The sequence below is a fragment of the Proteus mirabilis HI4320 genome, from assembly GCF_000069965.1.
In the GTDB taxonomy this organism is placed as follows: Bacteria; Pseudomonadota; Gammaproteobacteria; order Enterobacterales; family Enterobacteriaceae; genus Proteus; species Proteus mirabilis.
Genome location: NC_010554.1, coordinates 3,569,866 through 3,583,372 on the forward strand (window position 1 = coordinate 3,569,866; position 13,507 = coordinate 3,583,372).

A 13,507-nucleotide genomic window follows, 5' to 3' on the forward strand; every position below is an offset into this window, starting at 1 on the left:
GCACTCGCAGAGACGATATCTTCTAAAAAATTAGATGTATCAAGTCTTGAAGAGTGACTAACAAGTTAATTCATATAATGAATAAGCTAAGTTTTCGATTTCTTTGAGCATCAAACACTTTTAATTGAAGAGTTTGATCATGGCTCAGATTGAACGCTGGCGGCAGGCCTAACACATGCAAGTCGAGCGGTAACAGGAGAAAGCTTGCTTTCTTGCTGACGAGCGGCGGACGGGTGAGTAATGTATGGGGATCTGCCCGATAGAGGGGGATAACTACTGGAAACGGTGGCTAATACCGCATAATGTCTACGGACCAAAGCAGGGGCTCTTCGGACCTTGCACTATCGGATGAACCCATATGGGATTAGCTAGTAGGTGGGGTAAAGGCTCACCTAGGCGACGATCTCTAGCTGGTCTGAGAGGATGATCAGCCACACTGGGACTGAGACACGGCCCAGACTCCTACGGGAGGCAGCAGTGGGGAATATTGCACAATGGGCGCAAGCCTGATGCAGCCATGCCGCGTGTATGAAGAAGGCCTTAGGGTTGTAAAGTACTTTCAGCGGGGAGGAAGGTGATAAGGTTAATACCCTTGTCAATTGACGTTACCCGCAGAAGAAGCACCGGCTAACTCCGTGCCAGCAGCCGCGGTAATACGGAGGGTGCAAGCGTTAATCGGAATTACTGGGCGTAAAGCGCACGCAGGCGGTCAATTAAGTCAGATGTGAAAGCCCCGAGCTTAACTTGGGAATTGCATCTGAAACTGGTTGGCTAGAGTCTTGTAGAGGGGGGTAGAATTCCATGTGTAGCGGTGAAATGCGTAGAGATGTGGAGGAATACCGGTGGCGAAGGCGGCCCCCTGGACAAAGACTGACGCTCAGGTGCGAAAGCGTGGGGAGCAAACAGGATTAGATACCCTGGTAGTCCACGCTGTAAACGATGTCGATTTAGAGGTTGTGGTCTTGAACCGTGGCTTCTGGAGCTAACGCGTTAAATCGACCGCCTGGGGAGTACGGCCGCAAGGTTAAAACTCAAATGAATTGACGGGGGCCCGCACAAGCGGTGGAGCATGTGGTTTAATTCGATGCAACGCGAAGAACCTTACCTACTCTTGACATCCAGCGAATCCTTTAGAGATAGAGGAGTGCCTTCGGGAACGCTGAGACAGGTGCTGCATGGCTGTCGTCAGCTCGTGTTGTGAAATGTTGGGTTAAGTCCCGCAACGAGCGCAACCCTTATCCTTTGTTGCCAGCACGTGATGGTGGGAACTCAAAGGAGACTGCCGGTGATAAACCGGAGGAAGGTGGGGATGACGTCAAGTCATCATGGCCCTTACGAGTAGGGCTACACACGTGCTACAATGGCAGATACAAAGAGAAGCGACCTCGCGAGAGCAAGCGGAACTCATAAAGTCTGTCGTAGTCCGGATTGGAGTCTGCAACTCGACTCCATGAAGTCGGAATCGCTAGTAATCGTAGATCAGAATGCTACGGTGAATACGTTCCCGGGCCTTGTACACACCGCCCGTCACACCATGGGAGTGGGTTGCAAAAGAAGTAGGTAGCTTAACCTTCGGGAGGGCGCTTACCACTTTGTGATTCATGACTGGGGTGAAGTCGTAACAAGGTAACCGTAGGGGAACCTGCGGTTGGATCACCTCCTTACCTAAGAGATACGTGTTATGTGCAGTGCTCACACAGATTGTCTGATGAAGAACGAGCAAAAGCGCGTCTGCGAAGCTGACAGAAGTCCCCTTCGTCTAGAGGCCTAGGACACCGCCCTTTCACGGCGGTAACAGGGGTTCGAATCCCCTAGGGGACGCCAATGCGCGGTATGAGTGAAAGGCGTACCACTTATCTGACGAGAGTCAGAGAATAACTAAGCTAATTCAAACGAGTTATCTTACTTATTATGCTCTTTAACAATCTGGAACAAGCTGAAAAATTGAAAACAAATCAATATATCAACGAGGTATATTGGTGAGTCTCTCAAAATCTCAAACTTTGAATGTGTTTTGACATCAAAGTGGGATGAGCGAGCAATTTACAGTTCGAGGCGGACAGCGCACAGCAAGCGCAGCATACTTAAGTATGTGAGCATTGCGAGCACTGCCCAACGAAGAAATGTAATCTGCGCAGCCATCACCACCCAGATAGTCTTTGAAAGAGACACTTTCGGGTTGTGAGGTTAAGCGAATAAGCGTACACGGTGGATGCCTAGGCAATCAGAGGCGATGAAGGACGTGCTAATCTGCGAAAAGCGTCGGTAAGGTGATATGAACCGTTATACCCGACGATATCCGAATGGGGAAACCCAGTATCCAATGGATACTATCATTAACTGAATCCATAGGTTAATGAGGCGAACCGGGAGAACTGAAACATCTCAGTACCCCGAGGAAAAGAAATCAACCGAGATTCCCCTAGTAGCGGCGAGCGAACGGGGAGCAGCCCAGAGTCTTAATCAATAGCAGTGTCAGGAGAACGGTCTGGAAAGTCCGGCAGTAAAGGGTGATAGCCCCGTATCTGAAGATGCTGTTATTGTGAACTCGACGAGTAGGGCGGGACACGTGTTATCCTGTCTGAATATGGGGGGACCATCCTCCAAGGCTAAATACTCCTGATTGACCGATAGTGAACCAGTACCGTGAGGGAAAGGCGAAAAGAACCCCGGCGAGGGGAGTGAAAAAGAACCTGAAACCGTGTACGTACAAGCAGTAGGAGCCCCATCACTCAAGTGCCTCGCACTGAGTGATGCAAGAACATCACCGAAAATAGCGCCGAATTTGCTAACAAGGTTGGTCGATTTTTTCAAGCCGTCGCGCAGTGTACCTAGAAGTACACGAGCAACGGAAGTTAAAAAATCGGGCAAGATTGAACGCAAAGGCAAGCGGGACATTTGAGGATGGGGTGACTGCGTACCTTTTGTATAATGGGTCAGCGACTTATATTCTGTAGCAAGGTTAACCGTATAGGGGAGCCGTAGGGAAACCGAGTCTTAACTGGGCGAATGAGTTGCAGGGTATAGACCCGAAACCCGGTGATCTATCCATGGGCAGGTTGAAGGTTGGGTAACACTAACTGGAGGACCGAACCGACTAATGTTGAAAAATTAGCGGATGACTTGTGGATGGGGGTGAAAGGCCAATCAAACCGGGAGATAGCTGGTTCTCCCCGAAAGCTATTTAGGTAGCGCCTCGTGAACTCATCTTCGGGGGTAGAGCACTGTTTCGACTAGGGGGTCATCCCGACTTACCAACTCGATGCAAACTGCGAATACCGAAGAATGTTATCACGGGAGACACACGGCGGGTGCTAACGTCCGTCGTGAAGAGGGAAACAACCCAGACCGCCAGCTAAGGTCCCAAAGTCATGGTTAAGTGGGAAACGAAGTGGGAAGGCTCAGACAGCCAGGATGTTGGCTTAGAAGCAGCCATCATTTAAAGAAAGCGTAATAGCTCACTGGTCGAGTCGGCCCGCGCGGAAGATGTAACGGGGCTAAACCATGCACCGAAGCTGCGGCAGCGACACAAAGTGTTGTTGGGTAGGGGAGCGTTCTGTAAGCCTGCGAAGGTATACTGTGAGGTATGCTGGAGGTATCAGAAGTGCGAATGCTGACATAAGTAACGATAATGCGGGTGAAAAACCCGCACGCCGGAAGACCAAGGGTTCCTGTCCAACGTTAATCGGGGCAGGGTGAGTCGACCCCTAAGGCGAGGCTGAAAAGCGTAGTCGATGGGAAACGGGTTAATATTCCCGTACTGGTGGTAACTGCGATGGGGGAACGGAGAAGGCTAGGTTGTCCGGGCGACGGTCGTCCCGGTTCAAGCAGGTAGGCAGAGTGATTAGGCAAATCCGGTCACTTAATGCTGAGATGTGATGACGAACCACCAAGGTGGTGAAGCAATTGATGCCCCGCTTCCAGGAAAAGCCTCTAAGCTTCAGGTTACCAACAATCGTACCCCAAACCGACACAGGTGGTCAGGTAGAGAATACTCAGGCGCTTGAGAGAACTCGGGTGAAGGAACTAGGCAAAATGGTGCCGTAACTTCGGGAGAAGGCACGCTGGCGGTAGGTAAAGTCCCTTGCGGACGGCGCTGAAGCCAGTCGAAGATACCAGCTGGCTGCAACTGTTTATTAAAAACACAGCACTGTGCAAACACGAAAGTGGACGTATACGGTGTGACGCCTGCCCGGTGCTGGAAGGTTAATTGATGGGGTCAGCCGTAAGGCGAAGCTCCTGATCGAAGCCCCAGTAAACGGCGGCCGTAACTATAACGGTCCTAAGGTAGCGAAATTCCTTGTCGGGTAAGTTCCGACCTGCACGAATGGCGTAATGATGGCCAGGCTGTCTCCACCCGAGACTCAGTGAAATTGAACTCGCTGTGAAGATGCAGTGTACCCGCGGCAAGACGGAAAGACCCCGTGAACCTTTACTATAGCTTGACACTGAACATTGAGCCTTGATGTGTAGGATAGGTGGGAGGCTTTGAAGTGTGGACGCCAGTCTGCATGGAGCCAACCTTGAAATACCACCCTTTAACGTTTGATGTTCTAACCTAGGCCCATAAACTGGGTCGGGGACCGTGTCTGGTGGGTAGTTTGACTGGGGCGGTCTCCTCCTAAAGAGTAACGGAGGAGCACGAAGGTTGGCTAAGCATGGTCGGACATCATGCGGTTAGTGCAAAGGCATAAGCCAGCTTGACTGCGAGAGTGACGGCTCGAGCAGGTACGAAAGTAGGTCTTAGTGATCCGGTGGTTCTGAATGGAAGGGCCATCGCTCAACGGATAAAAGGTACTCCGGGGATAACAGGCTGATACCGCCCAAGAGTTCATATCGACGGCGGTGTTTGGCACCTCGATGTCGGCTCATCACATCCTGGGGCTGAAGTAGGTCCCAAGGGTATGGCTGTTCGCCATTTAAAGTGGTACGCGAGCTGGGTTTAGAACGTCGTGAGACAGTTCGGTCCCTATCTGCCGTGGGCGTTGGAAGATTGAGAGGGGTTGCTCCTAGTACGAGAGGACCGGAGTGAACGCACCACTGGTGTTCGGGTTGTCATGCCAATGGCATTGCCCGGTAGCTAAGTGCGGAAGAGATAACCGCTGAAAGCATCTAAGCGGGAAACTTGCCTCGAGATGAGTCTTCCCTGTCACTTTAAGTGACCTAAAGGAACGTTTAAGACTAAGACGTTGATAGGCTGGGTGTGTAAGCGTAGCGATACGTTGAGCTAACCAGTACTAATGAACCGTGAGGCTTAACCTGACAACACCGAAAGTGTTTTGTCAGAGAGACGAAACGATGAAGTCAGCTTGTTTAAGATTGAATTACTGGCGACTTACCGAAAGGAAAGAAGCGAGTGATTAAAACCGAATTTGCTTGGCGGCCATAGCGCGGTGGTCCCACCTGATCCCATGCCGAACTCAGAAGTGAAACGCCGTAGCGCCGATGGTAGTGTGGGGTCTCCCCATGTGAGAGTAGGGAACTGCCAAGCATCAATATTTAGGCTGTGTCAGCCGGTGACAATAAGCCACTAGTGCTGATATGGCTCAGTTGGTAGAGCACACCCTTGGTAAGGGTGAGGTCCCCAGTTCGAATCTGGGTATCAGCACCATAAAAAATTATTGATAACTACATAAACAGATAGTTATATACAGAATTTGCTTAGCGGCCATAGCGCGGTGGTCCCACCTGATCCCATGCCGAACTCAGAAGTGAAACGCCGTAGCGCCGATGGTAGTGTGGGGTCTCCCCATGTGAGAGTAGGGAACTGCTAAGCATTAAATAAGACGAGAAAGCCAACCCAATGGGTTGGCTTTTTTGCATTTGTTTTTCTTTATTCTTAATGATCATCACACCTAGAATATTACAGGTATCTTTTTAACTTACTCTTATTACCTACCAACAGCTCACTCGCGCTATCCTCACAGCAGGTTGACTGCTAAACTAAGCTATCAGCTAAATGAGGTCGACTTTCATGAATGAACCTATTTCATTGCAATCATTTAATACATTTGGTTTGAAAGCCAATGCTCGTCATATAGAAACGGCAAAGAATACAGATGAACTCTGTCGGTACTGGCAAAATGCTCAAGACCAAAAACTGCCTATTCTTATTTTAGGCGGAGGGAGTAATGTTCTATTCATTGAAGATTTTAACGGTACGGTGATTAGAAACTGTATTTCTGGCATTGAAATTACAGAAGATGAGCAACAATGGCATATTCATGTTGGGGCAGGTGAAAATTGGCATAACCTTATAAAGAGCTTAATTGAAAAGCATATTTATGGGTTAGAAAATCTCGCTTTAATCCCTGGTAATGTTGGATCTGCTCCCATACAAAATATTGGTGCTTATGGTAAAGAATTAAAAGACGTTTGCGCCTATGTTGATATTGTTGAGTTAAGCACTGGTAAAGTCACGCGTTTAACAAATGAAGAGTGCCAATTTGGCTATCGCGACAGTATTTTTAAACATCACTATCAGCAAGGTTATGCAATTATTGCCGTTGGCTTAGTGCTGAATAAACATTGGGAACCTATTTTGACCTATGGTGATTTAGCTAAATTATCACCAGAAACAGTCACACCACAGATAGTATTCGACTCTGTATGCGGTATGAGGACAAGTAAATTACCGGATCCTGCTCTTACAGGTAATGCGGGTAGTTTTTTTAAAAATCCTATTGTTGATATAAAACTTGCACAACGCTTAAAAAGTAAATATCCATTTTGCCCTCAATATGTACAACATAATGGTGTAAAACTTGCTGCAGGCTGGCTTATTGATCAATGTGGTTTGAAAGGTTATCAGAGCGGTGGCGCTGCTGTGCATACAAAACAGGCATTGGTATTAATTAATAAAGAAGGCAAGGCAAGTGGGCGCGATATTGTTAATTTAGCAAGTTATATTCGCCAAAAGGTATTTGAACGTTTTGGAGTGCAATTAGAGCCGGAAGTGCGTTTTATTGGACGGCATGGCGAGATTAACGCGGTGGATGCTATTTCATGAAAGAGACATCAACTCCTCTATTACTCATCAATATCCTTGCTGATGGTGAGCTCCATTCAGGAGAACAATTAGGCGAAAGTTTGGGGATGACACGGGCAGGGATTAATAAGCATATCAAGACATTGCGTAGCTGGGGTATCGACATTCATACAGTGGCAGGTCAGGGTTATCAGCTAGATGCACCGATGAACCTGTTAAACAGTGAACGTGTCAATCGAGGCATTCAAGGTGCACCAGCTCGTGTGATACCGGTTATTGATTCAACTAACCAGTATATGATACAGCGTATTAGTGAATTAACCTCCGGTGATGTTTGTATTGCTGAATATCAATCTGCAGGGCGTGGGCGTAGAGGGCGGCAATGGATCTCTCCTTTTGGTCGTAATCTATATCTCAGTATGTATTGGAAATTGGATCAAGGACCTGCTGCCGCAATCGGGCTAAGTTTAGTTGTTGGTGTGATCCTTGCTGAAGTTTTACAGCAATTTGGTGCGAATGGTGTCAAAGTTAAATGGCCAAACGATCTTTACTTAAATGATAAAAAATTATCTGGGATCTTGGTTGAATTAACGGGAAAAACAGGTGATGTTGCGCATATTGTTACTGGCATTGGTATTAATATCGCCATGAGTAACAATCAAAAAGATGCAATAAACCAACAATGGATTAATTTAGAGCAGGTAGGGATAAAAATAGATAGGAATCAGTTGGCTTGTGAAATCACCAATGCGCTAAGAAAAGCATTTGTACAATTTGAAAAACAGGGGTTATCTGCTTTTATTGAACGTTGGAAAAGTTTAGATAATTTTATTGATAGGCGTGTTAAATTAATTATTGGTGACAAAGAGATCTTTGGTATCGCTAAAGGTATTAATGAGCAAGGGGCGTTACTTTTAGAACAAAACAATAAAATAGTACCCTATATTGGTGGTGAGATCTCGCTACGAAGTGCACCATAATTGGTTTATTTTGCTGCAATTTTCATATTAAAATATGCTCTCTAAAATAGGTAAAGAGAGCATATTTAAATTTAATCCACCTATTTATAGGGTGAGAATTGATAATTTATCTATTCTCTAAATAGGTAAGATTTATTTACGTAACCTAACACTTTTAACCGAATGGTTATCACCCTTAGTCATAATCAAACTGGCTCTTTCACGGGTTGGTAAAATATTTTGCTTTAGGTTTAAGCCATTAATTTCTTGCCAAATGGAAGACGCGATCTCAATAGATTCTTCGCGACTCAGTTTGGAATAATTATTGAAATAGGATTCGGGATCGGTAAATGCCCCTTCACGGAATTTTAAAAATCGGCTGATATACCAGTGTTTCAATAATGCTTCATCTGCATCAACATAAATGGAAAAGTCGACATAATCTGATACAAAAACATTGTGTGGATCATGAGGGTAGTCTTGATTACTCTGTAATACATTGAGTCCTTCAAGGATCAAAATATCGGGTTGCTCAATGACCTGTTTTTTGTCTGGAATAATGTCATACACTAAATGAGAATAGACAGGTGCAGTCACTTGCTTTTTGCCCGATTTAATATCAGAGACAAAAGAGACAAGACTATGCATATCATAGGATTCAGGAAACCCTTTTTTCTTCATTATTCCGCGTTTTTTTAATTCCGCATTAGGTAATAAAAATCCATCAGTGGTAATCAAATCCACTTTCCGATGTTCAGGCCAACGAGTTAGCAAAGCTTGAAGTAAACGGGCAGTCGTACTTTTACCCACCGCTACGCTACCCGCTATACCAATGATATAAGGAATTTTGGCGTTATTTGTGCCTAGAAACTGTTCTAAGACAGCCTGACGACGTAAATTTGAACTGATATAGAAATTTAACAACCTTGATAATGGAAGATAAATTTCAATGACATCATCAATTGAGATTTCTTCATTAATGCCTTTAAGGTCGGCAATTTCTGTTTCTGTTAATGTTAAGGGAACCGAATTCCTTAACGTAGCCCACTGCTTTCTATCAAATTCTAAATAAGGGGTTGTAAAGCGTTCTTTGTTATTCATAAGCCAACATCTGCCTAGTATTCGCAGGTTGGACAGGCTGTTTAAAACACCCGTATCCGATAAAAAATAAACAGCATCATAACGAGTGATGTGGCAGAGGCGTAGAGATTTTTTACTTTTTTTCTGCTTTTTTTGACGCGAACTGAATAAATTTGTAAAAAAAGTACAAAAAATAGTCATAAAAAATAAAAATAAGCGTAGAATAAAAGCGTAAAAATAATTCTTTTAGGTGAATTTTACTGTTTAGTGATAAATCTAGGATTGTAGAGAGAATATTGCGTTGGATTTTCTTTGATTTTTTTGCTGTCATTTTGGTCGTTTTTTTCCTAAAAAATCAACAATACATACAAAAATGAACAAAATCTAAGCAAAAGAACAAATATCGCAATTTTTTTGTTGCATCATGACGAAAGTCCTCCTAGAATGCGCACCACTTAGCCGGCATAGCTCAGTTGGTAGAGCAACTGACTTGTAATCAGTAGGTCCCGAGTTCGACTCTTGGTGCCGGCACCATTTAAAATTTAGATTTGGTGGGATACCCAAGCGGCCAAAGGGAGCAGACTGTAAATCTGCCGTCACAGACTTCGAAGGTTCGAATCCTTCTCCCACCACCATTAATTCCTTACTTAAGTGTTTTCAAATCGTGAACACTTGAGTAGAATACAAAGCTGATTTTAAGTCAGGTAGCCGAGTTCTGCGGGCATCGTATAATGGCTATTACCTCAGCCTTCCAAGCTGATGATGCGGGTTCGATTCCCGCTGCCCGCTCCAGATGTGCTGATATAGCTCAGTTGGTAGAGCGCACCCTTGGTAAGGGTGAGGTCGGCAGTTCGAATCTGCCTATCAGCACCACTCCCCAATGTTCTTGCCTTCCTGATTAAAAATCTTAACAAGCATAGCTAATCGCTAGTTTAATTACTGCTTGGTTGATGTGGTGTAACCACCGATTCCGTGTCTTAGAGGGACAATTTAAATGTCTAAAGAAAAATTTGAACGTTCAAAACCGCACGTTAACGTTGGTACTATCGGCCACGTTGACCACGGTAAAACAACTCTGACTGCTGCAATCACTACAGTTTTAGCTAAAACTTACGGTGGTGCTGCTCGTGCATTTGACCAAATCGATAATGCACCAGAAGAAAAAGCGCGTGGTATCACCATCTCTACTTCACACGTAGAATACGATACTCCAACTCGCCACTACGCACACGTAGACTGCCCAGGCCACGCCGACTATGTTAAAAACATGATCACTGGTGCTGCGCAAATGGACGGAGCTATTCTGGTAGTAGCAGCAACTGATGGTCCAATGCCACAAACTCGTGAGCACATCCTGTTAGGTCGTCAGGTTGGTGTTCCTTACATCATCGTATTCCTGAACAAATGTGACATGGTAGATGATGAAGAGCTGTTAGAATTAGTTGAAATGGAAGTTCGTGAACTTCTGTCTCAATACGATTTCCCAGGCGATGACACTCCAGTAATCCGTGGTTCAGCGCTGAAAGCACTGGAAGGCGAAGCAGAGTGGGAAGCAAAAATTGTTGAATTAGCAGAAGCACTGGATACTTATATCCCAGAGCCAGAGCGTGCAATTGACAAACCATTCCTGTTACCAATCGAAGATGTATTCTCAATCTCAGGTCGTGGTACAGTAGTTACTGGTCGTGTAGAGCGTGGTATCATCAAAGTAGGTGATGAAGTTGAGATTGTTGGTATCAAAGAAACCGCAAAAACAACTTGTACTGGCGTTGAAATGTTCCGTAAATTACTTGACGAAGGTCGTGCAGGTGAGAACGTAGGTGTTCTGCTGCGTGGTACAAAACGTGAAGAAATCGAACGTGGACAAGTACTGGCGAAACCAGGTTCAATCAACCCACACAACAAATTTGAATCAGAAGTTTATATTCTGAGCAAAGATGAAGGTGGTCGTCACACTCCATTCTTCAAAGGCTACCGTCCACAGTTCTACTTCCGTACAACTGACGTAACTGGTACTATCGAATTACCAGAAGGCGTAGAAATGGTAATGCCAGGCGACAACGTGAACATGATCGTTGAACTGATCCACCCAATCGCAATGGACGAAGGTTTACGCTTCGCAATCCGTGAAGGTGGCCGTACAGTAGGTGCGGGTGTTGTTGCTAAAGTATTAGGTTAATTCCTAGCTTTATTATTTTTGAAAAGGGCATCTGATGATGCCCTTTTTTAGTTTATGCCTCTATTAACGATAACTAGCTTATTGCCATTATTCATTTTTTATTATCATCAGCACACTTAGATAGATCTGTACGATAAATAGAAATTGAAATAACAATGATTATCATTTACTATCTTGATAGGTAGTTAATGAGGTCGTTATTATGTATGTCTGTCTGTGTCATGGTGTGAGTGATAAAAAAATTATCTCTACTGTTCATAAACATAAAATTCGAACAATCAATCAATTGCGTCAAATCCTACCTGTAGGCAGTTGTTGTGGTAAATGTATACGTCAAGCTCGTCAACTTATAGATGATGAACAACACCTCCTTTATCCTCAAATTTCTGAAGTTGCATAACAGTTTTTAATATTCCTTTCTCTCTACTTTGTATAAAAGGTCTACACTAAAAAGACTGGAAGCAAAGGAGCATAAAAATGAAAGGTGATAAAAAAATGATAGCCCACCTTAATAAATTATTAGGTGGTGAACTTGTTGCAATTAATCAGTATTTCTTGCATGCCCGTATGTTTAAAAATTGGGGATTTACTCGCCTTAATGCGATGGAATACCATGAGTCTATTGATGAAATGAAGCATGCTGATAAATATATTGAGCGTATTTTATTTTTAGAAGGTATCCCTAACTTACAAGATTTAGGAAAACTCAATATCGGTGAAGATGTTGAAGAGATGTTGCGTTCAGATCTTGAACTCGAATTAGGGGGAGCAAAAGACTTACGTGAAGCTATCGCTTATGCTGATTCAATTCATGATTATGTGAGCAGAGATCTGATGCTAGAAATCTTAACGGATGAAGAAGGGCATATCGATTGGATTGAAACCCAACTAGAGCTTATTGAACGTATCGGACTACAAAACTATCTTCAAGCGCAAATGATTGAAGAGTGATCTCATCTTTTAGCAAAAAAGAAGTATTAATCTTTCTTTATTGCTATCTATCGAATTTATAAAAGCAAAGGTAACGCTATTGTTGCCTTTGCCTTTTATTTTTTAAGTTCAATTTGCTGTGACTAGATAATTTTTATCGCTGTTTTTTTATTCTTGGCTTGATTTCATCTCTCAGGCAAGTATAATGCGCAGGCTCACTGATTTAGTGGGGCTGATTTATCAGCTAATGCAGATTTTTTTATTGCATTAATATAATACTCCCGATTGGGGAGTTATATGCAGAACGATTACACTCTCTCATCAATCGAAATGGGTACGAGTAGTAATCATTTACGTTTATAAAAAATAGTTGGAGCTCTGGTCTCATGCAGAACCAAAGAATCCGTATCCGCCTGAAAGCTTTTGATCATCGTCTGATTGATCAATCAACTGCGGAAATCGTAGAGACTGCTAAGCGCACAGGTGCGCAAGTTCGTGGTCCAATCCCACTGCCGACTCGCAAAGAGCGTTTCACAGTGTTGATTTCTCCGCACGTTAATAAAGATGCGCGTGATCAGTATGAAATTCGCACTCACAAACGTCTGGTTGACATCGTTGAGCCAACCGAGAAAACCGTTGATGCTCTGATGCGTCTGGATCTGGCTGCCGGCGTAGACGTGCAGATCAGCCTAGGTTAATCAGGTCATCAAGCGATTGAGAGGTTGAAACAATGATTGGTTTAGTCGGTAAAAAAGTAGGAATGACTCGTATCTTCACTGAAGATGGCGTTTCAATCCCTGTAACCGTTATCGAAATTGAAAACAACCGTGTTACTCAGGTCAAAGATCTAGAGAAAGACGGTTATCGTGCAATTCAGGTGACTACAGGTAGCAAAAAAGCGAACCGTGTACTGAAACCTGAAGCAGGTCATTTTGCTAAAGCTGGCGTTGAAGCTGGCCGCTTACTGCGTGAATTCCGTCTGAACGAAGGCGAAGAATACACTGTAGGTCAAAGCATTAGTGTAGAAATTTTCGCTGACGTTAAAAAAGTCGACGTTACTGGAACATCTAAAGGTAAAGGTTTTGCTGGTACTGTAAAGCGCTGGAACTTCCGTACTCAAGATGCTACCCACGGTAACTCCTTGTCTCACCGCGTTCCGGGTTCTATCGGTCAGAACCAGACTCCGGGTCGTGTATTTAAAGGCAAGAAAATGGCAGGTCAACTGGGTAACGAACAAGTTACCGTTCAGAGCCTGGAAGTAGTACGTGTTGACGCTGAGCGCAACCTGCTGCTGGTCAAAGGTGCTGTCCCAGGTGCAACTGGCAGTGACCTGATCGTTAAACCAGCTGTCAAGGCGTAACGTCGAGGAGA

At 44.5% G+C, this 13,507-nt stretch carries 8 protein-coding genes, 6 tRNA genes and 4 rRNA genes; 17 read left to right on the plus strand and 1 reads right to left on the minus strand.

All coding sequences use genetic code 11. The features are described from left to right. The first annotated feature begins 121 nt into the window (after positions 1-121). The 8 genes from PMI_RS16060 (at position 122) to birA (ending at position 7,968) form a co-directional block, all read left to right on the plus strand. Positions 122-1,664, plus strand: a 16S ribosomal RNA gene (locus tag PMI_RS16060). 84 nt (positions 1,665-1,748) lie between these two features. Next, positions 1,749-1,824: transfer RNA gene (locus PMI_RS16065), tRNA-Glu, on the plus strand. 361 nt (positions 1,825-2,185) lie between these two features. Next, a 23S ribosomal RNA gene (locus PMI_RS16070) occupies positions 2,186-5,262 on the plus strand. 113 nt (positions 5,263-5,375) lie between these two features. Next, positions 5,376-5,491, plus strand: a 5S ribosomal RNA gene (gene rrf, locus PMI_RS16075). Positions 5,492-5,535: 44 nt separating this feature from the next. Further along, positions 5,536-5,611: transfer RNA gene (locus PMI_RS16080), tRNA-Thr, on the plus strand. Positions 5,612-5,660: 49 nt separating this feature from the next. Next, positions 5,661-5,776 (plus strand): 5S ribosomal RNA (rrf, locus tag PMI_RS16085). The 16S, 23S and 5S rRNA genes sit together here with 2 tRNA genes alongside, the layout of an rRNA operon. A gap of 198 nt (positions 5,777-5,974) precedes the next feature. After that, complete coding sequence (murB, locus tag PMI_RS16090; protein ID WP_012368687.1) at positions 5,975-7,009, plus strand: UDP-N-acetylmuramate dehydrogenase; 1,035 nt, start codon at positions 5,975-5,977, stop codon at positions 7,007-7,009. Continuing rightward, a complete protein-coding gene (gene birA / locus PMI_RS16095; protein ID WP_004246972.1) occupies positions 7,006-7,968 on the plus strand; it encodes a bifunctional biotin--[acetyl-CoA-carboxylase] ligase/biotin operon repressor BirA in 963 nt (320 codons plus the stop codon). The genes murB and birA overlap by 4 nt, the downstream gene beginning before the upstream one ends. 132 nt (positions 7,969-8,100) lie before the next feature. On the opposite strand, the gene coaA is transcribed toward birA, so the two are convergent. Continuing rightward, on the minus strand, positions 8,101-9,048 hold the full coding sequence (coaA, locus tag PMI_RS16100; protein ID WP_004246971.1) for a type I pantothenate kinase: 948 nt from the start codon (positions 9,046-9,048) through the stop codon (positions 8,101-8,103). Between the two features lie 437 nt (positions 9,049-9,485). Between coaA and PMI_RS16110 the strand changes: the two genes are divergently transcribed. The 9 genes from PMI_RS16110 (at position 9,486) to rplC (ending at position 13,496) form a co-directional block, all read left to right on the plus strand. Then, positions 9,486-9,561 (plus strand) — tRNA-Thr (locus PMI_RS16110). 16 nt (positions 9,562-9,577) lie between these two features. Continuing rightward, positions 9,578-9,662: transfer RNA gene (locus PMI_RS16115), tRNA-Tyr, on the plus strand. 82 nt (positions 9,663-9,744) lie between these two features. Beyond that, positions 9,745-9,819, plus strand: a tRNA-Gly gene (locus PMI_RS16120). Positions 9,820-9,824: 5 nt separating this feature from the next. Next, positions 9,825-9,900: transfer RNA gene (locus tag PMI_RS16125), tRNA-Thr, on the plus strand. 121 nt (positions 9,901-10,021) lie between these two features. Then, complete coding sequence (gene tuf, locus PMI_RS16130; RefSeq protein WP_012368688.1) at positions 10,022-11,206, plus strand: elongation factor Tu; 1,185 nt, start codon at positions 10,022-10,024, stop codon at positions 11,204-11,206. A 202-nt stretch (positions 11,207-11,408) separates the two neighbouring features. Then, the gene (gene bfd, locus PMI_RS16135; protein ID WP_012368689.1) at positions 11,409-11,606 is read left to right on the plus strand and encodes a bacterioferritin-associated ferredoxin; all 198 of its coding nucleotides are present in this window, start codon (positions 11,409-11,411) and stop codon (positions 11,604-11,606) included. A gap of 77 nt (positions 11,607-11,683) precedes the next feature. Further along, the gene (gene bfr, locus PMI_RS16140; RefSeq protein WP_004246967.1) at positions 11,684-12,157 is read left to right on the plus strand and encodes a bacterioferritin; all 474 of its coding nucleotides are present in this window, start codon (positions 11,684-11,686) and stop codon (positions 12,155-12,157) included. Between the two features lie 365 nt (positions 12,158-12,522). Then, the gene (gene rpsJ / locus PMI_RS16145) at positions 12,523-12,834 is read left to right on the plus strand and encodes a 30S ribosomal protein S10 (protein ID WP_001181005.1); all 312 of its coding nucleotides are present in this window, start codon (positions 12,523-12,525) and stop codon (positions 12,832-12,834) included. A gap of 32 nt (positions 12,835-12,866) precedes the next feature. Then, entirely contained in the window at positions 12,867-13,496 is a 630-nt protein-coding gene (gene rplC, locus PMI_RS16150; RefSeq protein WP_004246966.1) for a 50S ribosomal protein L3, read from the plus strand. The last annotated feature ends 11 nt before the right edge of the window (positions 13,497-13,507 follow it).

Excerpts from the sequence above, each read along its gene's own strand:
- murB (WP_012368687.1), top strand. The coding sequence starts at position 5,975 with ATGAATGAACCTATTTCATTGCAATCATTTAATACATTTGGTTTGAAA.
- rplC (WP_004246966.1), top strand. The coding sequence starts at position 12,867 with ATGATTGGTTTAGTCGGTAAAAAAGTAGGAATGACTCGTATCTTCACT.
- coaA (WP_004246971.1), bottom strand. The coding sequence starts at position 9,048 with ATGAATAACAAAGAACGCTTTACAACCCCTTATTTAGAATTTGATAGA.
- rpsJ (WP_001181005.1), top strand. The coding sequence starts at position 12,523 with ATGCAGAACCAAAGAATCCGTATCCGCCTGAAAGCTTTTGATCATCGT.
- tuf (WP_012368688.1), top strand. The coding sequence starts at position 10,022 with ATGTCTAAAGAAAAATTTGAACGTTCAAAACCGCACGTTAACGTTGGT.
- birA (WP_004246972.1), top strand. The coding sequence starts at position 7,006 with ATGAAAGAGACATCAACTCCTCTATTACTCATCAATATCCTTGCTGAT.
- bfd (WP_012368689.1), top strand. The coding sequence starts at position 11,409 with ATGTATGTCTGTCTGTGTCATGGTGTGAGTGATAAAAAAATTATCTCT.
- bfr (WP_004246967.1), top strand. The coding sequence starts at position 11,684 with ATGAAAGGTGATAAAAAAATGATAGCCCACCTTAATAAATTATTAGGT.